The organism is Streptomyces sp. NPDC034099, from assembly GCF_055575415.1.
On the sequence record NZ_JBVISR010000014.1, the window covers coordinates 166,031 to 190,398 of the forward strand.

Below are 24,368 nucleotides of genomic sequence, written 5' to 3' on the forward strand. Positions count from 1 at the left end.
CGGTTCGGTCGAGGCCTGCTTGGGCGTTGTCGCACACGTACACGTGGGTGCCGGCCGTGGCCAAAGCGCGCGTCAGGGGCCACCCGGTGCCCGCCGCACCTCCCGTTACCAGGCACACGCGGCCCGGGCAGGGAAGGGACGGCCGGGTCGGGGCGGAACGGGTTCACGGGGTGGTTCTTTCGGTGGGTTGCGCAGTACTGAGCCGGCGGCCCGGCATGACGAGGCGTGACGGCCGGATGCGACGGGTGAGGTGGCCGAGGGCAAGCAGGACGAACGCGTCGGTCAGCAACGGGACGTGATACGGGAAAGGACGCGGGCCGAGCATGTCAGGCACGGAAATGATGCTGCCGTCGCGACGCTGCTGGGCGAGCAGGTAACCGGTGGCACGCACAGCGGGAGCGAGGTCGCCCTGTCCCGCCAGAATGATCAGGGCATAGGCGGTGCTGATGGCATCGCTCGGGGCGCCGTTCTGTTGTCCGAACCCGCCGTCCGCGTTCTGTGCGCTGTGCACCAGCCCGGCGATCCGACGGCACATGTCAGGGACGGCCGGAGGGGACTGCCGGAGGTAGGGACGAGCGGCGAGATACGACCTGAAGAGGGTATGCAGACGACTGCTGCTCCAGCCGGGGGGAAAGGAGCCGTCAGGCATCTGGCTGTCGGCGAGAAAGCCGAGAGCAGCCTGGACGAGGTGAGGGTGGCGGCCTTGGGTGCCGAGCGCGTTGATCGCAGCGGCGGTCATGCACGCCTCTGAGGGAGTGCCTGGTCCGTAGGTGGGAAATCCGCCGTCGGCACCGCGGACCGCGATCAGGGCGTCCAGGGCGCGCCGAATCGGGGCGCGGAATGCGTCCGCGTCCAGATCGTGCAGGAACTCGACCGCGACGGAGGTGCAGTCCGTGTCGGAGAGCTGAGCATGGTCGGTGTAGGACCAACCGCCGTCCGCGCGCTGCACCTGCACCAGGTGCCTGGCAATGCGGTGCAGTACCTCGCGCGGTGCGCCGGCGCTGCTCAGAGCGAGGCCCGCCGTCACGGTGCACCACGTGTCGGTGCCTGTGACAAAGGGCAGGCCGCCGTCCTCCCGTTGGTGCATGAGGGCGGTGCGCAGGCCGGCCTCGACGACACTCTCCATACCGGGCACATCGACCAAGGCATGCAGAACGGACAGGTGGATGAAGAGGTTTCCCTCCCATACCGTTCCCGGGCGCTGGGTGGAGACCAGCAAGGTGACATCGTCCCGACCAACCGGTGTCCTTCCTGCCGCCCTGCCCAGGATGGCTTTCACGGCAACGGCCTGCACAGCAGCCCAGGGATGCAGCGCGCTCATGTCGAAGGCCTCGGGGGCCACCTCATCCTGGACGTCAGCTGCGCCCAGCATGGTGAAGATGGCGTGGACCAAGGCGCGCTTGCGAGGTCCGGTGAAGTCCGGGACACGGCCGACGATGTCCTCGAGGGCCTGGTGATGCGACGGGTGCCCGGCACTGCGGCCCAGGGCGGTGGCGGCCACGGCCGCGTCCATCAGGTCTCCGTTGGCGCGGTGGCGCTCCAGGTAACGCACCACGCGCTCACATGCGTTGCGGTGGCCAGACCCGTACCGCTCTGCCAGTGCCAGGGCGAGCGCGGATTCAAGGACCCGGCTTCGACAGGCGTCGCGTACGGCGCCGTCCTCCTCCACCCGGTCCAGTAGGTGTCCCATGAGGCTTCTGCGTCCGGCCGGCAGCGCTGCTGGGAAGCGCTGCGACGGCCAGGCCGGGGGGAACTGCTCGGTGGCAGGGGGTCTCATCGCTTGGACAGTCCTTGAGAGCGGGAATCAGGGGGAGCGCGGATCGGTGAGAGGCCGGGCGAACGGGATCAGTCACCTGGGCCCAGGGCGCTCGGGCGACCAATGGGCGTCAAAGCGATGGGTGACGCCAAGCCAGTGCAGCGTCGCGGTCACAAAGGATCCGAGGGCCGCCACGTAGCGCCGTACCTTGTCCCGCTCGGTTCCGGGAGCGGCCATCGCCGTCAACGAGGCGGCAAGCGCGTGGAAATCTCTGACACGGTCATCTCGCATGCCGATGACCTGCTCGCGTGCCGAGGGCAGGGAGCAGCCGCGTTCACGGCCCAGCACGGTCACCAGGTTGTCGCGGTCCTCGCGCAGGTCGTCCTCGGCCGAGACCAGGTCATTGGTCCAGCCGGCCACGTCGGCCGCGGCCAGACGCAGGGCCACCATGAGGTCTTCCCCGCCGGAGAGACCGGGCCAGGGGGCGTCGGCGGTGCACTCCAGGATGTCTGCCATGGGCAGGGCAGTGATCGTTCTTCGACGCCGCAGGACGTAGTCGCTGAGCCCCAGCCGGATCCGGCCTGTGCGGTCGGTGGCCTCTTCACGCGTGGCCAGGGCGAAGTCGCGGTAGTCGGCCACAAACCGCTCCCGCCACCGACTGGACATCCGCGGAGCTGTACGCCGCCACAGGTCATCCAGGGCCCGCTCGACTCCGCTGCCCGATCCTGCCGCGCCGCTGCCGGTGAGCACCTGCAGCAACCGGTTGAACAGCGACGCGACGTCCTGCGGATGGACACCGTCCCGGCTGCGGTCGAACCGGTCGTCGACCAGACAGATGAACGCCGCCCACTGAGCCGTCAGTTCCAGATCGCCGGCGCTCGCCCCCGGCACGGTCGAGCCGGCGAAATCACCCAGCCGCATGGCCACCAGACGCTTCTCCTCAAAAGCGCCGGCAACCAGTCCCAGATGCTGTGCCCACGCCAGCACCGCTGCACTGACCTTCTCAGCCTGGGCTTCACCCGGGAGGCCGCGACGGCCAGATACGACGCCAGACTCCCCCAGCATCCGGGCTCAGCCCAGAGCCGGCACGACATCGACACGGCCCGCGAGCGTGGCCAAACTGTCCCCGGTGGGAACCGGCGACGTGCCGAACGCCTGGGAGAACACCGCCGCACCGTCCTGCGTGAGCACCGTGTCGAACGGCTCGCCCTCTACCGAGCCAGGAGAGTTCAAGGACGGCATGGTAACCGTCATCTTCGTCATGTCGAGCTCGTACGTGGAGAGGTCAACAGGCTGCGGCGTTTCATCTCCGACGGCTGCGTCCACCGACATCGACCGCCGCGCCATGTCACCGTGCGCCCCGGTGAAGCGCAGACTGCGGCCGTCCGAGGCCCTGGTGAAGGTCATGCCGCCGCCCGCGGTCCAGGACCCCGCTGTCAGGTCGAGACTGATCTTGCCCTTCATCGGCCACTGCACACACGGGGCCGGCCCCGAAGAGTCGAGCACAGCAGGAGCGCCGGCCGACACCACGACTCCGTCGTCCGCCAGATGCTGGGCCGCCGCAGAAGACAGGCACCATGTGACCGTCCCGGCAACAGGCATCACAGGTCCCGCAGCGGCAGCCGCGGACACGGCGAGGGCAGACAGGGAAGCCAGGGCAGTAGCAATCACAGCACGACGCCGCATGGGCAAGCCTTCCGTCGGAGGACCGCTAGAATTGCCTACAACACTGACAAGACCGGGCGCATGAAGGTTTCCGCTCCTGAAGTTCACCTGAAGGCGTGAGACAGCGGCTTCACCGCGGTTCGCACCTGCTGAGCGACGACAAGAACCCGCACGTCGGTCCGTCTCGCTGAAAAGGCCGCGCGTGCGGGTTCCCTCCTGACCTCATCCAGGATCCGGGGAACCTCCGCGGTTTTGAGCGACGCAGCCGCCCACAGGCCGCGCAAGCAATTCGCCGGGACCGGACAGGTATCCGAGGCACCGGGTGCCGAACAGCTCGGCGACGGCCTTTGGCCCTCGTCCCCGGCTCCCCGCGCACGCCGACGCGTCGGAGACGCTGAGATGACCGGTCAGTCGAACGCCGCCCGATGGTCGGCGGCCCAGATCGCATAGGTACGGGGCCCGCGGCCGAGAACGGCCGCCACATCGTCGGTCAGCCGGGCGTTTCCTCCCCCGGCGATGAACCTCTGGCCACGTATCGCGCCCTCGGCGAATTCCCGGTCCCTGCCGGCAGCGATCATCTGCTCCTTCGCCGCCTCCAGCGGCACGTCGACGATCTCGACCGGGCGGCCGAGTACCCGCCGCAAAATCTTTACCTGGTCGGGTGTGCTCAGCAACTCAGGACCGGTCAATGTGTAGGTCCTGCCCGCATGACCATGCGTGGTCAGCGCTGCGACCGCCACCTCGGCCACATCCCGGGGATCGACCACGCCCTGAGCGCCGTTCCCGGTCAGGTTGACGACGGGCCGCCCTGCTCGGATGTCGGCGGCCCAGTGCAGGGTGTTGGTGGCGAAGCTGCTCGGCCGAAGGACCGTCCAGGCCGTGCCTCCCGCTCGCAGCGCGCGTTCACCGGGAAGGTGCCAGGCACTGGTCCTGAGTCCGGTCCCTTCACCGGTGCCGATGGCCGACACCTTGACCACCCTCCCGATGCCTTGTTGTTGAGAGAATCACGGTCGTCGAAGTCGCCCCGTACGACCTCGGCCGGCAGACTCACGCCTTCCGGCTTGCGTGTCATGGCCCGGACCCGTTCGCCCCGCTCGGCCAGGATCCGAACCACTTCCGTGCCTTGCGGCCCGACGGGTTCCTGCCGCTGGTGCACCTGCCCGACGTCGCCACCGCATTGGTCTATCGCAGGACCGGCCCGCGGGACGGCGACCTGCGTGTGGTGGGGCCGCGCAGCCGCGCCTCCTACCATCCGGGGAAGGAACTGCCGATGTGCATCAGGGTTCGGCTGCGCCCCGGTGTGGCCAGATCGGTGTTCGGTGTCCCGGTCAGGGAACTGCGGGACCAGGCCGTACCACTCACTGAACTGTGGGGTGACCGCGCCGCCCGCCTCGAACGCCGACTCAACGAACTGTCCGGCACCGACTCGGTCCTGCGGGGGATCGAGGACGCCGTGCTCGAAGGTCTGCGCCACGATGCGGACCCGCGCGACCCGCTGCTCCGCGAGGCCGTCCAGTCGCTGTCCACCACCGGTGACCGGGTCGCCGCACTGGCCCAGCGGCTGTCGGTCAGCGAACGCCACCTGCGCGACCTGTTCACCGACCGGGTCGGCCTGACGCCCAAGCGCTTCACCCGCATCCAGCGGGTCCGCACCGTCCTGGCCGGGGCGGGCGCAGCGAAGTGGGCGGGCCTTGCCGTCGACACCGGTTACTACGATCAGTCCCACATGGCCGCTGATTTCCACGCGCTCATGGGGGTGTCGCCAACTGCCTTCCGCGCAGGACACCTTCCCACTGCGACGCCGTGCGCGACGTGACGCAACCGCGTACCGAACACCGGGTGACAGGCTGAAAGGCTCTCCGCCAGCGAGGGCTCAGGGGCGCCCATGGCCATCTGACTTGAGAGCGGGCGGACGACGCCGGATGCCGCTTTTCCGGCCTGTCCCTGCGTTGCGCCGCACAATGAGCGGATGACGTATACCGAGGATGCGGCCACCGCACACGCCTGGGCGGCCCTGGGGGGCCCGCCCCAACTGGTCCGAAGGGTCCGCTTCGAGGGGGCGGGCGGCGTCCTGCCGTCACGTCTGCCGGTGAGGGAACTGGCGCGGGCCAGCGTGGGGGTGTGCTCACTGGCCGCAGCGGAACTGCTGTCGCTGCGCAACCGTGTGCCGGTTCCCGCGGTGCGGGTGAACGAGGCGGCGGTGGCCACCGCATTCGTCAGTGAACGCCACCTGCGGATCGACGGCAGAGCCCCGTCGTCCTTCGCACCGCTGTCCGGTTTCTGGCGGGCAGCCGACGGATGGGTGCGCACCCACGCCAACTACCCGCATCATCGTGCCCGGTTGCTCAGCGCGCTGGGAATCGTGGACACGGGGCAGGACCGGGCCCTGGTGGGCACGCTCTCGAAGGAACTGGCATCGCGTCCGGCCCTGGAGATCCAGGAGACCGTCTACGCGGCCGGCGGCCTGGCCGTGGCCGTGGCTTCCGCACCCGCTGAGGCAGGACCCGCGCTGGTCGAGAGACGGCACCCGGCTCAGGGCGGCCCCCGGCTGCCGGCGTCTGCGTCCGGGCCGGCCCAAGGGGTGCGTGTCCTGGACCTGACCCGGGTCATCGCCGGTCCCGTCGCCACCCGCACCCTGGCGCTGTTGGGCGCCGATGTGCTGCGCGTGGACTCTCCCCGGCTCCTCGAGGACGCGGATGCCCATGCCGACACCGGGATGGGGAAACGATCCACGTTGCTGGACCTCTCCCGCCCTGGCGACCGGCATGCCTTCGAAGACCTTCTCGGCCAGGCAGACGTCGTGGTGACCGGCTACCGCCCAGGTGCCCTTGACCAGCACGGACTGGCGCCCGCCGCGCTCCTGGCCCGGCGTCCCGACCTGATCGTCGCTCAGCTGTGCGCCTGGGGCTGGTCGGGCCCCTGGGCCGAGCGGCGCGGCTTCGACAGCCTCGTCCAAGCCGGTGCCGGTATCGCCGCGATCGAGGCCACGGCCGACGGCCGCCCCGGCGTACTGCCCGCTCAGGCGCTGGACCACGGGACCGGGTATCTGCTCGCGGCCGCCGTCCTACGCGCACTCAGCGACCGGCACACCATCGGTGGCAGGCGGCACCTTCGCCTCTCCCTGGCGGGCACGGCCTCCTGGCTGCTGCACGACATCCATCCCACCCCCGTCCAGGGCGAAGCCGACCTCCACGATCCCGGGTCCTGGCTCACCGAGACCGAATCGCCCTACGGCCTGCTGCGGCATGCGCTGCCCCCGGTCCGCTACGAAGGCGTACCCGCGAACTGGAACCGTGGACCGACCCGGTGGGGTACCGATCGGCCGAACTGGGCCTGACCGGGAACGAGGGACACCGCCGAGCGGTTGCGAAGGCCTGAGGCGCCCCCCCGGTCATCGGGACGGCAGTCCGTGGCGCCACCGCACGGGGTCGATCCGGCCCTGGTAGAGGGCGAGTTCGATGGGCCGCTGGTTGTCGGTGAAGGGGTCCCAGACGCGGGTGAGTCCCGCGGTGCCGTGCCGTCGGACCCGGTGGGTCTCGGTGAGGTCGACAACGTCCGTCACGACGATCTGTGGTTCGGCCCCCGCCTCGGCGCGTACCCGGCCTTCGGGGTCCACCACGACGCTGCGGCCGACCCCTTCCGGGGGTGCCGCGTTCACGCTGGCCATGAAGACCTGGTTGACGATCGCGTTCGCACGGGCGAGGACGAGTTCCTGAGCGCGGTCGACGGTCGGTGTGCGTACGAGGTTCAGCACGAGGTCGGCGCCCTGCCAGGCCAGGTGCCGTGTGGTCTCCGGAAACCACGCGTCGTAGCAGATCGACAGCCCCACCCGCCCGTGCTCCTCCATGTCGAAGACGACGAAGCGGTCGCCGGCCGCCGTGGTCTCGTAGGGGCGCCACGGAAAGACCTTGCGGTACTCGGCGATCCGCTTCCCCTCGGGCGAGTACACCGGGGCCGTGTTGTAGATCCGTCCGTCCTCGCCGCGTTCGTAGACGCTTCCGGGGACGAGCCACACCTCCAGTTCGCGGGCGAGGGCGGCCAGCACCGTGCCCCTGGGACCGTCGAGTCTCTGCGCCGCGTCGTTCATGACCTGCTCGGGGTCCTCGTCCGGCCGGTGCCCGCACACGTGAAGTTCCGGAAACACGAACAGCCGGACGGCGGGATGGGTGCGGGTGAGGCTGCGCACCTGCTCGGCGAACCCTTCGAGGTTGCCGTCACCGTGGTGGAACGCGGCCGCCTGCACGAGGCCGAGCGGCAAGGGGGTGGGCATGGGGGCACCTTCCGCGTCGGGTGGCGTAGAGGAGTGGACGAGTCGCAGCCAATCATCCGGCCGCACGCAGGACAAGAACGCCACAACCTGTGGGACGCACAGGAGAATCCTGCGGAACGACGGTGGTCGCAGGCGGCACGGGCCGTCGGCCCCGTTAGGGTTCCGGCATGCCTTCGACCTGCTCCTCCCCCGTTACGCCCGCCTGCACCACGCAAGGGCGGGCGGCATGACCCTCAACCAGCTCAGGGCGTTCGTCACGGCGGAACGGCTCGGGTCGTTCACCGCTGCGGCGGGGGCCATGGACATCGCCCAGGCCTCGGCCTCAGAGCTGGTCCGCCGCCTGGAGGCGGAACTGGACGCGGAGCTGTTCGTCCGCGGAAGCCGCACGCTCACCCTCACGACCGCTGGGCAGGAGCTGCTGCCATACGCGCAGGAGGCGCTGGCCGCGGCGGACAGCGGAGTCCGTGCCGTGCACTCGCTGGGTTCGCTGGGCGGTGGTACGGCGACGTTCGGCGTCCTGCGCAACGCCGACTACTACCTGCTGGCCGACCTCGTCCAGATGTTCCATGCCCGCTACCCCAAGGTCCGGGTGCGGCTCGTCGGCCAGAACTCCGCGGAGACTGCCGCCGCCGTCGCGGCCGGGCGCATAGAGGCAGGGCTCGTCGTCCTGCCGATCGACGACGAGGGGCTGTCGGTCACACCGCTGCTGCGCGACGAGGTGTTCTACATCAGTGCCGAGGCGGAGCGCACGCGCGAGCCCGTGACCATCGAGGCCTTCACCCGGGCGCCCCTGGTGCTGTACGACGCGCACTACGGGTGGCAGGATCCGACGCGGCGGCAGCTCGCCGAGCGGGCCCAGCTGGCCGGTGTCCGGATCGACCCGCTCATCGAGCTGGAGCACGTCGAGGCGGCGGTGAAGCTGGCCGCGGTCGGCGTCGGTGACACGATCGCCAGCAGCGCCGTCATCAGCAGCCCGTCGTTCCCGTCCGGGCTGCACACCGCGTCGTTCGCCGAGCCGCTCTACGACACGATCGCACTCGTCCGCCGCCGGGGCCGGCCGTTGTCGCGTGCCACCCGGGAACTGGCCCGGCTGGCCGAGGACACCCTGCGGGAGCTGCGCCAGAGCCGCGGGGTGTGAGGGGCGCCGACCTGCCACAGGGTTTCCCTGTGGCTTGTCCAGGAAAGGCCCCTCTAGTCCTGTGGCTCCGTCCCGCATAGCGTCCCGGGCATGCAGATCACGCACGAAGAAGCCCAGGCCCTCCCTCCTCTCCAGTGGCTGAAGAAGCCCGCCGTCGACGGCCCGCCCGCCCAGCGCGACCCCAAGGTGGTCGAGCGCGTCTCGCAGATGCTGCGGGAGATCGAGCGCCGGGGCCTGGACGCGGTCCGCGCCTACGCCGAGGAACTGGACGGCTGGTCCGGTGACCTGGAGATCGGTGAGGCCGAGCTGAAGAAGTCCGGGGACGCGCTGCCCCCGGACGTCCGTACCGCGCTGGAGATGGGGTACGAGCGCACCCACCGGTTCGCCGCCGCGCAGCGCGAGCACCTGACCGACTTCGAGATAGAGCTGGCCCCCGGGGTGAACTGCGGCCAGCGGTACGTCCCCGTCTCCCGGGTGGGCGCGTACCTGCCGGCGGGCCGGTTCCCGCTGCTGGCCAGCGCTTTCATGACCGTCAACGTGGCGAAGACGGCCGGTGTGCCGACGGTCGTGGCGTGCACGCCGCCGTCCGGCGAGCACGGTGCCCACCCCGCCGTCCTGTACGGCGCCCACCTGTCCCGGGCCGACCGGGTCTTCGCCGTCGGCGGTGTCCAGGCACTGGGTGCCATGGCCTTCGGCCTGCTCGGCGAGGCGCCGGTCGACATGCTGGTCGGCGCGGGCAACGCCTTCGTCACGGAGGCCAAGCGGCAGCTGTTCGGACGCGTGGGCATCGACCTGCTGGCGGGGCCGTCCGAAGTGGCGGTGATCGCCGATGACAGTGCCGACCCGGTGTGGGTGGCGGCCGACCTGCTCGGGCAGGCCGAGCACGGCCCCAACTCGCCCGCCGCCCTCATCACCACGTCCGAGGAACTGGGCCGTGCGGTGGCCGCCGAGGTGGAGAGCCAGCTGGAGAATCTGGCGACGCGTGACATCGCGGGGCCGGCCTGGCGGGACTTCGGGTCCGTGATCGTGGTGCGGGACCGGGACGACGCGGTCGCCGTCGCCGACGTCCTGGGCCCCGAGCACCTGGAGGTCCACACCGAGGACGACGACTTCTACCTGCGCAACCTCAGCAACTACGGTTCGCTGTTCATCGGCCCCTGGTCCACCGTGGCGTACTCCGACAAGGGCATCGCCGGCACGAACCACGTCCTGCCGACGGGCAAGACCGCGCGCTACAACGCGGGCCTGTCGGTCGCCCGCTTCCTCAAGCCGCTCACCTACCAGAGGGCGGCCGAGGAGGGCACGGCCGCGCTGGCGCCCGCCGTCGAGCGCATCTCCGCCTTCGAGGGCCTCGCCGCCCACGGAGCGACGGCCACGCTGCGCATCGACCGGATCGGCCGTACGTCCTCGGCGTTCGACTCCGTTCCGGCACCGCTTCGCGAGCAGCTGTGACCGGTCGCCGGTAGGACACCGGCCGCGCGGACGACACCGCGGAACGCCCGGAGCGCCCTTGCCGCGGCGCGGACGCTCCGGGCGTCGTACGCCTGACGGCTCACTCCCCGCGGCCGGACTCCGCTCTCCCTCCACGTCCCCGAGGTCTCCCATGCAGCAACCCTCTCCGTCCACCTCCCCGCCGGGCGCGCGCAACACCGCCCTCACGCAGGGGCTCAAGGGCCGCCAGATCACCATGATCTCCATCGGCGGCGTGATCGGGGCCGGACTCTTCGTCGGCTCCTCCACCGCCGTCGCGGCGGCCGGACCCGCCGTGCTGGTCTCGTTCCTCCTGGCCGCCGCTCTGGTCGTCCTGGTCATGCAGATGCTCGGGGAGATGGCGGTCGCGCGCCCCGACACCGGCTCGTTCTCGACCTACGCCGACCGCGCCCTGGGCCGCTGGGCGGGGTTCTCCGTCGGCTGGCTGTACTGGTGGTTCTACGTCCTCGTCATCCCCATCGAGGCCATCGCCGCCGGCGAGGTCATCGGCAGTCTCGTGGCTCTGCCCAGCTGGATACCGGCCCTTGCGCTGATCGCCGTCCTGGCCGGCAGCAACCTTCTCGCGGTACGCAACTACGGCGAGTTCGAGTACTGGTTCGCGTTTCTCAAGGTCATCGCCATCTTGGCGTTCCTCGTTCTCGGCGTGCTCGCGGTCCTCGGACTGCTGCCGGGCAGCGACGCCCGTGGAGTCGGCCACCTCTGGAGCGACGGCGGGTTCGCGCCGCAGGGCTGGACGGCCGTCCTCGCGGGTCTGCTCACCGCGATGTTCAGTTTCCAGGGCAGCGAGATCGTCACCATCGCCGCCGCGGAGTCCGAGGAGCCGAGGAAGAACATCAAGAAGGCCGTGCGCGCCGTGGTCTGGCGGCTCGGCCTCTTCTACATCGGGTCGATCTTCTTCGTCGTGAGCCTCGTGCCGTGGGACTCCGACGCACTCGCCGACGGCTCGTACCAGGCGGTGCTCGACCGCATGAACATCCCCGGGGCCGGGCGGATCATGGACGTCGTCCTCGTGGTCGCCGTCAGCAGCTGCCTGAACTCGGCGATCTACACCGCGTCGCGCATGGCCTTCTCGCTGGCCCGCCGCGGCGACGCGCCGACGGCGTTCGCCGCCACCTCCGCGTCGGGGGTGCCACGGTTCGCCGTCGCCGCGTCGACCGTCATCGGCATCGCCGCCGTGATCGCCAACTACGTGCTGCCGGAGGTGTTCACCTACCTCATCGCCTCCAGCGGCGCGATCGCCCTGATGATGTATCTGGTCATCGCGCTCACGCAGTACGCGACCCGGCGCAAGGGCCCCCGGCCGTCCGACGTGCGGATGTGGGGGTTCCCGTACCTGACCCTCGCGACGGTCGCCTTCATCGCGGGCGTCCTGGTCCTCATGGCGGTTCTTCCGGAGCACCGGCTCGAGTTGTGGCTGTCGCTCGGACTCGCCGCCGTGCTGGTCGGCGTGGGAGTGCTGCGCCAGCGGCGGCACGGTGCGCAGCCGTCCGATCCGGCACCCGTCGACGCCGATCCGGCCCCGGCTCCCTCGCCGGCCGATGCCGTGCGGCGGTGACGGGTCACGCCGGCGGCGGCCCGTGCGTCCCCCGGGGCACGAACTCGGTCGGCAGGACCAGGCGTTCCCCGGCGGGGTCCGCCTGGCCCGTGATGCGGCGGACGAGCAGGCGGGCCGCCTGACGGGCCAGCTCCGGCAGGTCGTGGCGGACCGTGGTGAGGCGGAGCACCTCCCAGGAGGCCATGGGGAGGTCGTCGAAGCCGATGACGGTGAGGTCTCCGGGTACGGACAGTCCAGCGGCGCGGGCGGCGTTGAGGACACCGACCGCGACCACGTCGTTCCCGCAGAACACCGCGGTGGGCCGCCGCGCCGCGCCCAGCAGGAAGGGCAGGGCGTCGTACCCGGTCTCGTACTCGAAGGGTCCCCGCACCACCCGGTCCTCGGGCAGGCCGATGCCCTCGTCGGCGAGGGCCAGGCGGAAGCCGAGCTCCCGTTCGCGCCCTGTGGTGGTGTTGGCGGCGCCGAAGATGCCGGCGACACGGCGGTGCCCGAGGGCGGCGAGCTCGCGGGCGACGAGGCGGCCGCCGCCCTCGTTGTCGACGACGGAGGCGTAGTCGCCGGCCCGGCCGGTGTCGCGGTTGAGGAAGACGTACGGAATGTCGCGGCGGTCCAGCCGGGCCGGGAGGCGGGAGTCGGTGGTGGCCGTCGCGAGGACGACGCCGTCGAGCGACTGGTCGAGGAGCTTCTCCTGGGCGACCGCCTCGTCGGACCGCTCGGTCAGGAGCATCATCCGGTACCCCAGGCGCCCGAGTTCGTCGTGCAGAGGCGCGACGACGTGAGGGTAGAAGGGGTTCGTCAGATCGGTGACGATGACGCCGATCCGCCGGGTGGAGCGGGTGGACAGGGAGCGGCCGACCTCGCTCGGCACATAGTTGAGCGCCCGTGCCGCCTCTCTGACCTTCTCCCGCGTCGCCGGCGACACCCTGGGGTCGTCCCGCAGGGCGCGGGACACCGTCGGCTGGGAGACGCCCGCCAGCCTCGCCACGTCGTGACTCGTGATCGCCATCGACCCCTCTTCTCGCCGCCCACCGCGCGCCGGCCCCGGCACCCTCCGTCCCAGGATACGTATGTATCTGTCGGCAGGCGCGCGCGGGTCCTACGCGCGAACCCGTCCGCCCCCAAGCATGAAGCTGATCCAGCTTTTGTCGCCCACCTCTTGACATTGCCCGCAGCGGTCCCCTGTCATGGAAATGCATACGTATTCATACGTCGATCGACCAGAGGAGCCGTCATGCCCGATGCCGTCGTATCCCCCACCGAACTGGACCGGCGCACGATCCGCCGCAGCGACTTCGTCTCCTGCAACCAGGCGTTCATCGACTGCCGCACGCCGGGCTCGGACCGCAAGGAGAACTACGCGATGATCGGACCGGGGGTGTCGCAGGCGGCCGGCCAGTTCGTCAATCTGCGCCTTCCGCACGGTTACAACATCGGTGCCGCCGCCATGCCCCACGGCATCACCAACAATCTCCACCTGCACTACACGGCCGAGGTGTTCGTCTGCACCGAGGGCGAGTACCTGCTGCGCTGGGGCGCCGACGGCACCGAGGGCGAGCTGCCGCTGCGCGCCGGTGACGTCGTGTCCGTCCCGACCTGGATCTTCCGCGGATTCACCAACACCGGCCCGGACGACGGCTGGCTGTTCACCGTGCTCGGCATGGACGACACCGGCGGCATCATCTGGGGCCCGTCCGTGCTGCGCGAGGCCGAGGGACACGGCCTGTACCTGACCGCCGACAACCAGCTCGTCGACACCGTCGCCGGGGACGAGATCCCTGAGGGCAGCGAACTCGTGCAGCCGATGGCCCAGGAACACATCGACCGGCTGCGCCGCTACAGCCCCGAGCAGATGAAACGCCGGGTGGCCGCGGTGGACGAGCTGGTCTGGTCCGAGCATCCCTTCCTCGACAGCTCCCTGCCCGGCGCGGGCGCACGCCTGAGCTGCGTCATCGGGTACGGCATGACGGAGGACCCGCACCAGGAGCCCCGGATCTTCAACCCGCACGGCCACAACGCCGCCTGGCTGCGGGCCGACCCGGGCCAGGGCGTCTCCCTGCACCGCCAGCACGAGACGCAGACCCTCATCGTCAAGGACGGTCTGTGGGAGATCACCCTCAACCGCACGGATCCGGTGTCGGTGCGGCTGGGCCCGCGCGACATGCTCTCCGTACCGCAGGACGCCTGGCGGACCCTGCGCAACGTCGGCGACGACCGGGGCGATCTGCTCGTGGTCAACTCCGGTGACGGCCGGGTCCGTCTGGAGTGGGACGAGGAGGTCGTCAAGGCCGCCGCCGACGCCGGTCTGGGAATCGACCACAACGGGTACGTCGCGCCCTACGCGCTGCTGCCCCGCTCCGCGCGCCGCTGATGCCCAGCCCCCTCTCCCCCGTCGCGTCGGACGGACCGCTCCCCCTGGTCGTCGTCCCGGGCATGCTGTGCGACGCGGGCCTGTGGACGGACGTCGACTTCCCTGCCGGGCATCCGGTGCACCACGTCGAGCTCACCGGTCCGTCCGTCGGGGAGCTGGCCGACACCGTGCTGTCCGTGACGACCGGCCGGTTCGTGCTGGTCGGGCTCAGCCTCGGGGCCATCGTCGGGTTCGAGGTGCTGCGCCGTGCCCCCGGGCGCGTCGCCGGGCTGTGTCTCGTCTCGACGAACGCGGGGGCGCCGCGTCCCGAGCAGTACGAGGCGTGGCGCGCGCTGGACGAGTCGGCCCGCGACGGCCGGTTCGACGCGGTGGTCGAGCGGACCCTGCCGGGCATGTTCGCCCAGGATCCGGCACCGGCCCGCCTCGCGGAGCGCTACCGGCGCATGGCGCGCGCGGTCGGCCCGCGTGCCGCACGCGCCCAGCTCGCCGCCCAGGCCACCCGTCGGGACGCCTTCGCCGCTCTGCGCACCGCCCACTGCCCCACCGCCGTGGTCTGCGGCACGCGGGACGCCCTGTGCCCACCCGGTTTCCACCGGGCCATCGCCGGCGCCGTCCCGGGCGCCCGGCTGCACGAGCTGCCCGGCGCCGGGCACCTGCTGCCCTGGGAGCGGCCCGGCGCGCTCACCTCGATCCTCGGCGACCTCGTGACGGCCGCGCAGGCCCGCCACCGTCCCGCACGGGTCAGCTGAGCCCCGCTCGGCCGCCCGTACCCCCGTCCCTCCCTCCCCTCGTACGAAGGAGCCGCCATGCCCCGATATCTGAAGTCCGCCGTTTCCGCAGGTCAGGTCCGCGCCGCCCGCGCCGACGTCGCCGAGCGCGTCGCCACGATCCTCGACGACATCCGCGAACGCGGTGACGACGCCGTCCGCCAGTACTCGGAGAAGTTCGACAACTGGAGTCCCGAGTCCTTCCGGCTGTCGCAGGACGACATCGCGCGGATCGTCTCCGGCGTGCCCGGGACGGTCCTGGACGACATCCGCTTCGTGCAGCGGCAGGTACGGACGTTCGCCCAGGCCCAGCGCGACTCGATGGACGACATCGAGATCGAGACCCTGCCGGGTGTGCGCCTCGGTCACCGCCACGTGCCGGTCTCCGGCGCGGGCGCGTACGTGCCCGGCGGCCGCTACCCGCTGACCGCCTCCGCCCACATGACGATCGTGACGGCGAAGGTGGCCGGGGTCTCCCGGGTGGCCGCCTGCACCCCGCCGATCCGGGGCGAGATCCCGGCCGCGACCGTCGCCGCGATGCATCTCGCGGGCGCCGACGAGATCTACCTGCTGGGCGGGGTGCAGGCCGTCGCGGCGCTCGCCGTCGGCACGGAGAGCATCGGCCGGGTGCCGATGATCGCGGGCCCGGGCAACGCCTATGTCGCCGAGGCCAAGCGGCAGCTGTTCGGCGAGGTCGGGATCGACCTTTTCGCCGGCCCGACCGAGATCCTGGTCGTCGCCGACGAGCACGCCGACCCGTTCGTGGTGGCCGTGGACCTGCTGTCGCAGGCCGAGCACGGGCCCGACTCCCCCGCCGTCCTCGTCACCACCTCCGAGGAGCTGGGCCGCGAGGTCGAACGGCACGTCGCACGCCTCCTGCCCGGGATGCCCACCAAGGACTTCGCCGGCCCGGCCTGGCGCGACCACGGCGAGATCGTCGTCGCGGACTCGCTCGACGAGGCGTTCGCCGTCGCCGACTCCTACGCCAGCGAGCACGTGGAGGTCCTGACCGAGAACCCGCGCCAGGCACTGGACCGGATGCACGACTACGGGGCGCTGTTCCTCGGCGAGGGCACGTGCGTCTCGTACGGCGACAAGGTCATCGGCACCAACCACGTCCTGCCCACCCGGGGCGCGGCCCGCTACACGGGCGGTCTGTGGGTCGGCAAGTACCTCAAGACGGTGACGTACCAGGAGGTCACCGACACGTCCTCCTCCGCACTGCTCGGTGAGGTGTGCGGGCGCGCCGCGCGCGTCGAACTGTTCGAGGGACACGCCCGCTCGGGTGACGTGCGCGCGGCCAAGTACGCCGGCGCCCCGCTGCCGTGGAACGAGGAGGCGGGCGCGTGACCACCACAACGGCCCCCCTCGCCGGCCGCACCGCGCTGGTGAGCGGGGGCGGCAACGGCCTGGGCAGTGCCATCGCCAGGTCCCTGCTGTCGGAAGGGGCCCGCGTGGTGATCACGGGCCGCACCGAGCGCACCCTCGAGGAGACGGCCGCGCGGCTCGGCCCCGGCGCCGGCTACCGGGTCTGTGACGTCTCCAGGCCCGGTGACGTGGAGGCGCTCGCTGAGCAACTCGCGGGCGAGGAGGTCTCCATCCTGGTCAACAACGCCGGGATCGCGGGGCCCGTCGCGGCACTGACGGACGTCACGCCCGAGGAGTGGGACGAGGTCTTCGCCGTCAACGTGCGCGGCATGTTCCTCATGTGCCGCGCGTTCCTGCCCCCCATGACCCGGCGCGGCGCCGGCGACGTCATCAACGTCGCCTCCGTTTCCGGCAAACGGCCGCTGCTGCGGCGCACACCGTACTGCGCGTCGAAGATGGCCGTCATCGGGCTCACGACGACGCTCGCCGGTGAGGTCGGACCGCTCGGGGTAACCGTCAACTCCCTCTCTCCCGGCCCGGTGTCGGGCCCTCGCATGGAGCGCAACTTCCGCCTGGAGGCGGAGCGCACGGGCGGCAGCAGTGCCGAGGCGGAGGCCGCGTTCGTGTCACGCGCGGCGCTCGGGCGCATGGTCACCGAGGAGGAGGTCGGGTCCGCCGTGTCCGCGATGCTGCGGATGCCGGGGCTGTGCGGGGCCGACATCGACCTGTCGGCCGGGATGGTGGCCCGATGACGTCGCCCGTGTCCCGCCGCCCCTCGCTGAAGCGGCGGCTCGCGGCCGGGGAGCGGCTGTACGGCGCTCTGCTGCGGCTGCCCTCGGAGACGCTCGTGGAGATGGCGGGGGTCGCGGGACTCGACTACGTGGTCCTGGACTGCGAACACGGGCCGGCCGACACGACCGTGCTCCAGCACCATCTGACGGCCGCGGCGGCCCAGGGCGTCGAGGTCCTGGTGCGCGTCGGCACGGCGGAGCCGGCCCTGGCCCTGCGCTGTCTGGACCTGGGGGCGGCGGGCGTCGTCCATCCCCACGTCGACAGCGTCGAGGACGCCCGGCGGGCCGTGGCGGCGGACCACTATCCCCCGCTGGGGCAGCGCGGCTTCGCCACGTACAGCAGAGCGGGCCGGTTCGGCACCGCGACGGCGCGGGAGCATCTGGCGGCGGGCGAGGACACCCTGGTCGTAGTGATGATCGAGACGGAGCGCGCCTGTGCCGCGGCCCGGGAGATCACCTCGACGAAGGGCGTGGACGCCGTCCTGGTGGGGCCGTCCGACCTCGCGGCCGACTGCGGCTTCCCCGGCCAGGACGTCATCGACGGGCTCACCGGGAGCGCCCACCGGGCCGCGCGTGCGGCGGGGCGGGCCGTGATGACCATCGTGCCGTCGACGGCGGCGGCACGGAGGGCCGAGGAGTCGGGCGCACAACTGATCCTGTTCAACATGGCGGCTGTCCTGATGGACGCCTTCCGCTCCCTCGCGTCACCGACGGCCGACCACCCGGCCGAGGAGCCCTTCGCTCCGGCCCCCCTGCACACCCCTTGACGTCACCCCGGACGCTCCTTAACGTTCACCGCAGTCCCCAGCTATTCATACGTATGCATACCCGCTCACCTCATTCATCCGCGCGATCGGAGAAGCCATGTCCGCCGCAGCGCCACCCACCGCCGCCGTCTCTGTCCCCGAGGACGCCGCGCAGAAACGGAAGGCGATACGCCGCGCCATCGGCGCGGGAAGCATCGGTAACTTCGTAGAACAGTTCGACTACGGCCTCTACGGCTACATGGCTCCCATCATGGCGTCGTCGTTCTTCCCCGCGAGCGACGAGGGCGTCGCGGTCATCAGCACCTACGCGATCGTCGCCATCGCCTGCCTGTTCCGTCCCCTGGGCGGAACGCTGGTGGGCCGCTGGGGCGACCGGGTGGGCCGCAAGAAGGCACTGCTCTACACCATCGTCTTCATGGGCGTGACGACCGCGCTGATCGGGGTGCTGCCCACCTATCAGGCGGTCGGCGCCCTCGCCCCGCTGCTCCTCCTGCTGCTGCGCGTGGTGCAGGGCATGGTCTCGGGCGGCGAGTACGTCGGTGCGGTGGCGTTCGTCGTGGAGTGGGCGGAGCCGAAGCGCCGCGCGTACTACACGTCGTACGCCTCCAACAGCTGCTTCGTCGGCATCCTCGCGGGAGCCGGTACCGCCGCGCTGACCAGCTGGGTCTTCCAGGGGCCGGACCTGGAGTCGTGGGGCTGGCGCATCCCGTTCGTCCTGGCCCTGCCGCTGAGCCTCGTCGGGATGTGGCTGCGTCGGCACATCGGGGAGACTCCGGAGTTCGTCCGGGCGACCGAGGACGGCGCCGACGTGGTGAAGGCGCCGATCCGGGAGGCGCTGCGCTCGCAGTGGCGACCGATCCTCGTCTTCTGCGGCATCTCGATCACGCTGGCCATCCTGTCCTACACCTGGGTCACGTTCTATCCGGAGTACCTGAGTGGCACGCTCGGTCTTCCCCGCTGGATGGGGCTGGCCTCCAACGCGATCTCCATCGCGGTACTGATCCCGATGCTGCCGCTGGCCGGCATTCTCTCCGACCGCATCGGACGCAAACCCATGCTGATAGCCGGAGCCGTCGCGTGTCTCGTCCTGGTCCCGCTGGCCTTCAAGGTCGGTGAGGCAGGAACGTTCGGCGCGGCCGTCGCGAGCCAGCTCATCTACATCGTCCCGGAGTTCTTCCTCACCGGCATCGTCACGGTCTGCGCGGCCGAACTCTTCGCCACACGGACGCGGTTCAGTGCGAGCGCCATCGCCTACAACAGCTCGTTCTCCGTCTTCATGGGCATCACGCCGTTCGTCGCGGCCCTCCTCGTGAACACCTTCGGCACCATCTACGCCGTGTGGGCCTACCTCGCCGTCGGCGCACTGCTCGCACTCGGCGTCGTCACCTTCTTCATGAAGGAGACCTACCGAAGTCGACTGGGGGACGACAAGTTCGCCCGCTGAACGACCGCACCGCACATACGTATACCCGCAGCGTGCGCCACGGACCCAATCCGCCACCAGCACATCCAGAGAAGGAAGCACCATGTCCCTCGACCCCGTCGCCTACCAACCGTACGCCGACCCGGACGACTTCATCCGTGAGGTCACCGACCGCATCTGGGTCGCCCGCGACATCGACCACATCGTCGACAACTACGAACCGGACTCCATCGTCCACACCAGCCTGGGTACGGTCGTCGGACGCGACGGCGTGATCGAGGGCAGCACGATGCGCATGGCCTCGGTACCCGGTCACATCGGGCAGGCCGAGGACGTCGTATGGGAGGCACGCGGCGACGACGCGTTCCTCAGCTCGCACCTGGTCTTCTCCGCCGACGAGCACCTGGTCGACGGCCGCCTGGTGCCCGTACGCAAGCGCACCGTCGCCAACTGCCTCTACCGGCGCGGCCGGATGGTCGAGGAGTGGGTCGTCCGTGACGACCTCGCGGACTGCCTGCAACTGGGCCTCGACCCGGACGAAGTGGCCCGCGGGCTGCGCTTCCAGGGATACACCGGGTCGATGACCGAAGACGCGCCGAAGGAGGTGCTCCTGCGGGGTGACAGCGGGGAGCGCCCCGACCAGTTCCGTCCCGAGTGCGAGATGGTGCTGGAGTTCGTCGAGGAAGTGTGGTCCAAGCGCCGCCTGAACAAGGTCCACGACTACATGGACCGGGACCTGTTCCTGCACACGATCGGCGATCGCACCGTCATCCGGCCCGAGCGCTACCAGGCCGACCTTCTGGCCATGGTCGGCCCGTTCCCGGATGCCCGGTTCGCCGTCCGGGACGTCCAGGCCAACTACAACGAAAGGTACGCGGGTCTGCGCGTCGCCGTCCTGTGGACCATGCACGGCACCTACCGGGGAACTCCAGCCTTCGGCGCTCTGACGGGACAGCCGGTGACCGTGCTCGGCGTCTCACAGTTCCTGATCCAGAACGGGCGGATCGTGCGGGAGTTCCGGGTGTACGACGAGATCTCGCTGCGCGCTCAGATCAACGCAGCCCGCGGAGACGGCCCGGAGGTCGATGCCAACATCTACTGAGCCACACGCACCGGGTCCCCGCCGGCGGTCCCGGCGAGGCCTCTCCCCGAACAACTCCCACCCGAAGCACGAACGGACATGAGACTGACCGCCGCCTCGTAGGAGGCGGCGGTCCTGTCGTACCCGGTGGCGATGCCGCGGAAGCACCGGAGCCGGTACACACCGTCTGCCACGGTCCGCGGAGTTCAGTCGCTTCGGACCAGGAGGCCCCCCGCATCCAGCCTCGGTAACGCGCCGGCACCACGTTCCGAGCGGTGCGGCTCACCGGGAAAGGCGGTCAGTCGTCGAGCAGGGTGTCGTGGGGTGTGTCGGGGAGCAGGTCGGCGAGTTCGAGGGCGGGGTTCACTTCGGCGGCGAGGACCAGCAGCCGAAGCGGCTGGGGTCCGAGGTTCGTCACTGTCGTCTTGCGTGTCGTGCCCTCTTGCGACCGCGGCTCGAAGAGCAGGTGGAGGCCCGCGACGTCCATGAAACGAGCGTCTCGCAGGTCCCAGAGCAGTTCGGTCACATGTGGAGGCAGCCCGGCGGCGGCGCTACGCAGAGTGGGCAGGGTGTGATAGTCGGCCAGGCAACCGGCGGCGGCGCGTCACGAGACCGACGCGGCTGAAGCCACCGTAGCTCTCCTCGATCTGCGCGGCAGCCGCTTCGGCGGTGGACTGGTCAGTGACGTCTCCCGGTCCCCCGCCCGCACCACCACGGCAGCCGTGGCGACCGGCAGAGGTCGGGGCTCGTCACGTGCCTGGCGGTGGCGCCGTCATGGCCCAGCGGATCGCGCCTGTCAGTACACGGCCGACAGGACGCACGGCCAGGTCCTCGACGACCGGCAGGCGTGGCAGTTTCAACAAGTCCCGGGCCCATGGGGGGAGCACGGCCACACCGTTCGCTGCGAGCCCGGCGTAGAACGGCCGTGCGACGAGGGGAATCGGCGGTTGCAGCAGCAGGAAGCGCGCGGCGGCCCTGGCCTCGGGGGTGGCCCGAAGTTCAGGCCGGTAGACGGACAGGCGCTCGGAGAGGCTGCGACGGTCGCGGGGCGGGTCGATCACTCCCAGGGCCTCAGCGACCCGGGCGGTGTCGGCTACGTAAGCGTCGTATGCGGAGTCTTCGAGTGGACAGGCCCCGTACCTCTGATGAGCACGGAGGAAGCTGTCCGTCTCGGCCGCATGGACCCAGCCGAGCAGGTGCGGATCGGCGGCGTGATAGGTCAGGCCCTCGGCGGTCCTGCCGCGGATGCGCTCGTGAATGCCACGGACGCCGTCGACCGCTTGCTGGGCGTCGTCGGCGGTGCCGTACGTGGTGACCGCGAGGAACGTGCTGGTGCGTTGCAATCGGCCCCACGGGTCGCCCCGGAAGCCGGAGTGGGCGGCGACAGCCGCCATGGCGAGTGGGTGCAGGGACTGCAGCAGCAGAGCACTGATCCCGCCGATGAACATCGAGGCGTCGCCGTGAACTGTGCGTATGGGGCGGTCGGGCTCGAACCAGCGAGGCCCCGGAGTGTCGTGGATCCGAGCCCGGGTGGCCGGACCGTCCGGGCCCGCCACCCGGGCAAACAGGGACTTGCCCACATGACCGCGCAGCTCCGTCAGCATGGCCGCCTCCGTCCTGCCTCCAGTATCCCGCTCGGGCAAAGGACCGGCGGTGCGCAGGTGGAGTAGACCTTCCGTCCGCGAGCTCTCGGGCGGTCCGTCGTCCCTGGAACGCCTGGTCTTCCGCGCTTGGATCTAGGGTTCCGGACGCGTGCGGTACGCCTTCCCCCTAGGCGCCGGTCGCACCGTCGAGCATCTCGCGCAGGATGTCCAGGTGGCCGTTGTGGCGGGCCGTCTCTTCTGTGAGGTGGAGGAGAATCCAGCGCAGATCGACGTGAAGGCCGTTGCGGATGGTTCCCTCGGCCCGCTTGTCCAGGTTGTTTTCGGCGACCAGTTCGCGGTAGCGGGCGCTTTGTCCGGCGTACTCGTCGAGCAATTGCGTGAGCGGGAAGTCGACGGCGATCCGCATTTCGCGGTCCGGATCCTCATCCGTCATGGGGGCCCGGTCTTCCTCGCCGAGAAAGATCACCTGGAACCAGTAGTACTCGACCCAGCGGAGGTGGTTGATCAGTCCGCTCATGGTCATCAGTGGCGACCCCGGCAGGAGCGACTTGCGCGCGTTCTCCGCGGAGACGCCGTCGCACTTGGCGCGGGCGGTTGCCCGTGCGTAGTCGAGGAATGTGGTGAGCTGGGTACGATCGTCCCAGGCGGGCGGGGTGTCGTCGATTCTTGTCATCGCGCGAAGCGTCCCCGATCACCGCGCCACTGTCGAGCTATTTGTCGACGGGCCTGCCTGTGGAAGTGAGTGGTGGCAGCGTCCGCGCCCGTCGTGGTGGCGGGCAGGGTACTGTCACGGCGTCGCGCCCGCAGGTGCGGGGCCGAGCTCTCCGAGCGGGATGTCACGCAGGCCGCGCAGGGGTGAGAAGAACAGCCACAGTCCCGCGCAGCAGCCGCCGGCCACCGCGATCCACAGTGTGCGTCGCACGCCGATGGCGGAGGCGAGGGCTCCACCGACGACACCACCCAGCGGAAGAGTGCCCCAGTTGATCCAGCGGGCGGCGGCACTGACCCTGCCGAGCATGTCCGGCGGACAGACGGCCTGGCGGTAGCTGGTCAACGAGACGCCCGCGACGGTCGAGGCGAAGGTCCACGAGATCCAGCCGAAGCCGAACAGCAGAACCCACCAGCCGGGCCTGGCCAGCGGAATGAGCAGGCCGGGCAGCGAAAGCAGGGTCATGGCGATCCAGCTGATCCGCGCCGAGCCGACCTTACGGGCCAGATACCGGGCCGTCACGCCGCCGACCACTCCACCGACGGCACCCAGCGCCAGCAGCAGCCCGACCAGGCCTTCTTCCAGGTGGAGCGTCCGGATGAGGAACACCGGGCCGAGGCTCTCCACCATGATCACGAAGAAGTTGGCTGTGCCGTTGAACGCCACGGAGTTGCGGAGTATGGGATCGCGGGTGACGTAGGCGAGCCCCTCGCGGATCTGCGAGCGTAGTGCGGGCCTTCGGCCGGCCTCGGGCCGGGCGGGGCGTGGCTCACGCTTACGGATCGTCGTCAACGAGCCCGCCGACGCCGCGAAGGAGATCGCGTCGGCAGCCATCGCCCCAGCGGCACCGATCAGCGTCACCAGTCCTCCGCCCATACTGGGCCCGGCGATCTGCGCGACCGACCGGGAGGCCGCGAGCTTGCTGTTGCCGTCCAGAAGTTGGTCACGGTCGAGCAGTACCGGCAGGTAGCTCTGGTAGGCCACCGAGAAGAACACCGCGAACACGCTGGAGACGAGAGCGACGGCGAAGAGCTGGACGAGGGTCAGCTTCCCGAAGGCATGGGCCAGCGGCACCGAGCCGATCACCAGGAACAGCGCGAGGTCGCACCCGATCATCAGTCGGCGCTTGGGCACCCGGTCCACGATGGCCCCGGCGGGCAGCGCCACCAGCAGATACGCGCTCGTCTCCGCAGCCGCCAGCAGGCCGACCTGGAACGCCGAGGCGTCCAACAGCACGACGGCGACCAACGGCAGTGCGAGAACGGTGATCTGCGACCCCATCTCGCTGACCGTCTGGCTGCCCCACAACAGCAGGAAGTCACGATGGTGCCAGACGGAAGGGCGCCTTCCCTCAACATCGGTCACCGGCCGATCATGCACCGAATCGCGCCTCTTGGGCAGGCATTCCCGCGAACGCGAGGAGGAGGCATTCCTCGGTCCTCTGTCGGTTGTCGGTTGTCCTTCTGCCGACTGCGACGTGGACAGCGCCCGTAGGGCTGTGATCCCTGCGGCGGACTCCATAGTTGTCCGGACCCGCCAGCACGCGGCCGGAGCCAAGGGCAGAACCTAGCCCGTGATGGCCAACGTCCAGCGCCTCGGAATCGTCGGGATCTAG

General features: G+C 70.5%; 22 protein-coding genes. 12 read left to right on the plus strand and 10 right to left on the minus strand.

Translation table 11 applies throughout. The annotated features are described in order from the left end of the window. Positions 1-163 precede the first annotated feature (163 nt). From ACZ56V_RS32365 to ACZ56V_RS32380, 4 genes are all read right to left on the minus strand, one after another. A complete protein-coding gene (locus ACZ56V_RS32365; RefSeq protein ID WP_468947200.1) occupies positions 164-1,690 on the minus strand; it encodes a prenyltransferase/squalene oxidase repeat-containing protein in 1,527 nt (508 codons plus the stop codon). A 159-nt stretch (positions 1,691-1,849) separates the two neighbouring features. Then, positions 1,850-2,743, minus strand: coding sequence for a terpene synthase family protein (locus tag ACZ56V_RS32370; RefSeq protein WP_468947202.1), 894 nt, complete (start codon positions 2,741-2,743; stop codon positions 1,850-1,852). Positions 2,744-2,827: 84 nt separating this feature from the next. Continuing rightward, complete coding sequence (locus ACZ56V_RS32375) at positions 2,828-3,220, minus strand: hypothetical protein (protein WP_468947204.1); 393 nt, start codon at positions 3,218-3,220, stop codon at positions 2,828-2,830. 608 nt (positions 3,221-3,828) lie between these two features. After that, the gene (locus tag ACZ56V_RS32380) at positions 3,829-4,389 is read right to left on the minus strand and encodes a Rossmann-fold NAD(P)-binding domain-containing protein (RefSeq protein ID WP_468947205.1); all 561 of its coding nucleotides are present in this window, start codon (positions 4,387-4,389) and stop codon (positions 3,829-3,831) included. A gap of 155 nt (positions 4,390-4,544) precedes the next feature. Here ACZ56V_RS32380 and ACZ56V_RS32385 point away from each other — a divergent pair, with 155 nt between their 5' ends. Both ACZ56V_RS32385 and ACZ56V_RS32390 read left to right on the plus strand, forming a co-directional pair. Beyond that, a complete protein-coding gene (locus ACZ56V_RS32385; protein WP_468947207.1) occupies positions 4,545-5,237 on the plus strand; it encodes a helix-turn-helix domain-containing protein in 693 nt (230 codons plus the stop codon). A 303-nt stretch (positions 5,238-5,540) separates the two neighbouring features. After that, positions 5,541-6,758, plus strand: a complete 1,218-nt coding sequence (locus tag ACZ56V_RS32390) for a CoA transferase (RefSeq protein WP_468947261.1) — start codon at positions 5,541-5,543, stop codon at positions 6,756-6,758. 54 nt (positions 6,759-6,812) lie between these two features. Here ACZ56V_RS32390 and ACZ56V_RS32395 read toward each other — a convergent pair whose 3' ends face one another. Then, entirely contained in the window at positions 6,813-7,691 is an 879-nt protein-coding gene (locus tag ACZ56V_RS32395) for a carbon-nitrogen hydrolase family protein (RefSeq protein ID WP_398909210.1), read from the minus strand. Positions 7,692-7,917: 226 nt separating this feature from the next. On the opposite strand from ACZ56V_RS32395, the gene ACZ56V_RS32400 reads away from it, so the two are divergent. The 3 genes from ACZ56V_RS32400 (at position 7,918) to ACZ56V_RS32410 (ending at position 11,875) form a co-directional block, all read left to right on the plus strand. After that, complete coding sequence (locus ACZ56V_RS32400; RefSeq protein WP_398909207.1) at positions 7,918-8,829, plus strand: LysR family transcriptional regulator; 912 nt, start codon at positions 7,918-7,920, stop codon at positions 8,827-8,829. 90 nt (positions 8,830-8,919) lie between these two features. Continuing rightward, on the plus strand, positions 8,920-10,281 hold the full coding sequence (gene hisD / locus ACZ56V_RS32405) for a histidinol dehydrogenase (RefSeq protein WP_468947209.1): 1,362 nt from the start codon (positions 8,920-8,922) through the stop codon (positions 10,279-10,281). Between the two features lie 151 nt (positions 10,282-10,432). Continuing rightward, on the plus strand, positions 10,433-11,875 hold the full coding sequence (locus ACZ56V_RS32410) for an amino acid permease (protein ID WP_468947211.1): 1,443 nt from the start codon (positions 10,433-10,435) through the stop codon (positions 11,873-11,875). Positions 11,876-11,879: 4 nt separating this feature from the next. On the opposite strand, the gene ACZ56V_RS32415 is transcribed toward ACZ56V_RS32410, so the two are convergent. Then, positions 11,880-12,881, minus strand: coding sequence for a LacI family DNA-binding transcriptional regulator (locus ACZ56V_RS32415; RefSeq protein ID WP_468947213.1), 1,002 nt, complete (start codon positions 12,879-12,881; stop codon positions 11,880-11,882). Positions 12,882-13,106: 225 nt separating this feature from the next. On the opposite strand from ACZ56V_RS32415, the gene ACZ56V_RS32420 reads away from it, so the two are divergent. The 7 genes from ACZ56V_RS32420 (at position 13,107) to ACZ56V_RS32450 (ending at position 20,461) form a co-directional block, all read left to right on the plus strand. Continuing rightward, entirely contained in the window at positions 13,107-14,243 is a 1,137-nt protein-coding gene (locus ACZ56V_RS32420) for a cupin domain-containing protein (RefSeq protein ID WP_398909199.1), read from the plus strand. Then, positions 14,243-14,992, plus strand: coding sequence for an alpha/beta fold hydrolase (locus ACZ56V_RS32425; protein WP_468947215.1), 750 nt, complete (start codon positions 14,243-14,245; stop codon positions 14,990-14,992). Before ACZ56V_RS32420 ends, ACZ56V_RS32425 begins: the two co-directional genes overlap by 1 nt. Before the next feature lie 57 nt (positions 14,993-15,049). Beyond that, positions 15,050-16,360, plus strand: a complete 1,311-nt coding sequence (gene hisD, locus ACZ56V_RS32430; RefSeq protein ID WP_398909194.1) for a histidinol dehydrogenase — start codon at positions 15,050-15,052, stop codon at positions 16,358-16,360. Continuing rightward, the gene (locus tag ACZ56V_RS32435) at positions 16,357-17,130 is read left to right on the plus strand and encodes an SDR family NAD(P)-dependent oxidoreductase (protein ID WP_467383797.1); all 774 of its coding nucleotides are present in this window, start codon (positions 16,357-16,359) and stop codon (positions 17,128-17,130) included. Before hisD (ACZ56V_RS32430) ends, ACZ56V_RS32435 begins: the two co-directional genes overlap by 4 nt. Continuing rightward, positions 17,127-17,936 carry an HpcH/HpaI aldolase family protein gene (locus tag ACZ56V_RS32440; protein WP_468947217.1) on the plus strand — a complete coding sequence of 270 codons (810 nt, stop codon included), beginning with the start codon at positions 17,127-17,129 and terminating at the stop codon, positions 17,934-17,936. The genes ACZ56V_RS32435 and ACZ56V_RS32440 overlap by 4 nt, the downstream gene beginning before the upstream one ends. A gap of 97 nt (positions 17,937-18,033) precedes the next feature. Continuing rightward, positions 18,034-19,380: an MFS transporter gene (locus ACZ56V_RS32445; protein WP_467383799.1), complete on the plus strand. Its 1,347-nt coding sequence runs from the start codon at positions 18,034-18,036 to the stop codon at positions 19,378-19,380. Positions 19,381-19,462: 82 nt separating this feature from the next. Further along, positions 19,463-20,461: a nuclear transport factor 2 family protein gene (locus ACZ56V_RS32450; RefSeq protein WP_468947218.1), complete on the plus strand. Its 999-nt coding sequence runs from the start codon at positions 19,463-19,465 to the stop codon at positions 20,459-20,461. A 277-nt stretch (positions 20,462-20,738) separates the two neighbouring features. On the opposite strand, the gene ACZ56V_RS32455 is transcribed toward ACZ56V_RS32450, so the two are convergent. The 4 genes from ACZ56V_RS32455 to ACZ56V_RS32470 form a co-directional block, all read right to left on the minus strand. Next, positions 20,739-20,927 (minus strand): hypothetical protein, encoded by a 189-nt coding sequence (locus tag ACZ56V_RS32455; protein WP_398909185.1) that lies wholly within the window; start codon positions 20,925-20,927, stop codon positions 20,739-20,741. Positions 20,928-21,189: 262 nt separating this feature from the next. Then, positions 21,190-22,044: an oxygenase MpaB family protein gene (locus ACZ56V_RS32460; protein WP_398909183.1), complete on the minus strand. Its 855-nt coding sequence runs from the start codon at positions 22,042-22,044 to the stop codon at positions 21,190-21,192. 166 nt (positions 22,045-22,210) lie between these two features. After that, positions 22,211-22,717 carry a DinB family protein gene (locus ACZ56V_RS32465; protein WP_398909181.1) on the minus strand — a complete coding sequence of 169 codons (507 nt, stop codon included), beginning with the start codon at positions 22,715-22,717 and terminating at the stop codon, positions 22,211-22,213. 114 nt (positions 22,718-22,831) lie between these two features. Continuing rightward, positions 22,832-24,118 (minus strand): MFS transporter, encoded by a 1,287-nt coding sequence (locus tag ACZ56V_RS32470; protein WP_398909179.1) that lies wholly within the window; start codon positions 24,116-24,118, stop codon positions 22,832-22,834. Positions 24,119-24,368: the final 250 nt, after the last annotated feature.

Coding starts and splice junctions, on each gene's coding strand:
- ACZ56V_RS32365 (WP_468947200.1), bottom strand. CDS start 1,690: ATGGGACACCTACTGGACCGGGTGGAGGAGGACGGCGCCGTACGCGAC.
- ACZ56V_RS32375 (WP_468947204.1), bottom strand. CDS start 3,220: ATGAAGGGCAAGATCAGTCTCGACCTGACAGCGGGGTCCTGGACCGCG.
- ACZ56V_RS32395 (WP_398909210.1), bottom strand. CDS start 7,691: ATGCCCACCCCCTTGCCGCTCGGCCTCGTGCAGGCGGCCGCGTTCCAC.
- ACZ56V_RS32400 (WP_398909207.1), top strand. CDS start 7,918: ATGACCCTCAACCAGCTCAGGGCGTTCGTCACGGCGGAACGGCTCGGG.
- hisD (WP_468947209.1), top strand. CDS start 8,920: ATGCAGATCACGCACGAAGAAGCCCAGGCCCTCCCTCCTCTCCAGTGG.
- ACZ56V_RS32410 (WP_468947211.1), top strand. CDS start 10,433: ATGCAGCAACCCTCTCCGTCCACCTCCCCGCCGGGCGCGCGCAACACC.
- ACZ56V_RS32415 (WP_468947213.1), bottom strand. CDS start 12,881: ATGGCGATCACGAGTCACGACGTGGCGAGGCTGGCGGGCGTCTCCCAG.
- ACZ56V_RS32420 (WP_398909199.1), top strand. CDS start 13,107: ATGCCCGATGCCGTCGTATCCCCCACCGAACTGGACCGGCGCACGATC.
- ACZ56V_RS32425 (WP_468947215.1), top strand. CDS start 14,243: ATGCCCAGCCCCCTCTCCCCCGTCGCGTCGGACGGACCGCTCCCCCTG.
- hisD (WP_398909194.1), top strand. CDS start 15,050: ATGCCCCGATATCTGAAGTCCGCCGTTTCCGCAGGTCAGGTCCGCGCC.
- ACZ56V_RS32440 (WP_468947217.1), top strand. CDS start 17,127: ATGACGTCGCCCGTGTCCCGCCGCCCCTCGCTGAAGCGGCGGCTCGCG.
- ACZ56V_RS32445 (WP_467383799.1), top strand. CDS start 18,034: ATGTCCGCCGCAGCGCCACCCACCGCCGCCGTCTCTGTCCCCGAGGAC.
- ACZ56V_RS32450 (WP_468947218.1), top strand. CDS start 19,463: ATGTCCCTCGACCCCGTCGCCTACCAACCGTACGCCGACCCGGACGAC.
- ACZ56V_RS32455 (WP_398909185.1), bottom strand. CDS start 20,927: ATGGACGTCGCGGGCCTCCACCTGCTCTTCGAGCCGCGGTCGCAAGAG.
- ACZ56V_RS32460 (WP_398909183.1), bottom strand. CDS start 22,044: ATGCTGACGGAGCTGCGCGGTCATGTGGGCAAGTCCCTGTTTGCCCGG.
- ACZ56V_RS32465 (WP_398909181.1), bottom strand. CDS start 22,717: ATGACAAGAATCGACGACACCCCGCCCGCCTGGGACGATCGTACCCAG.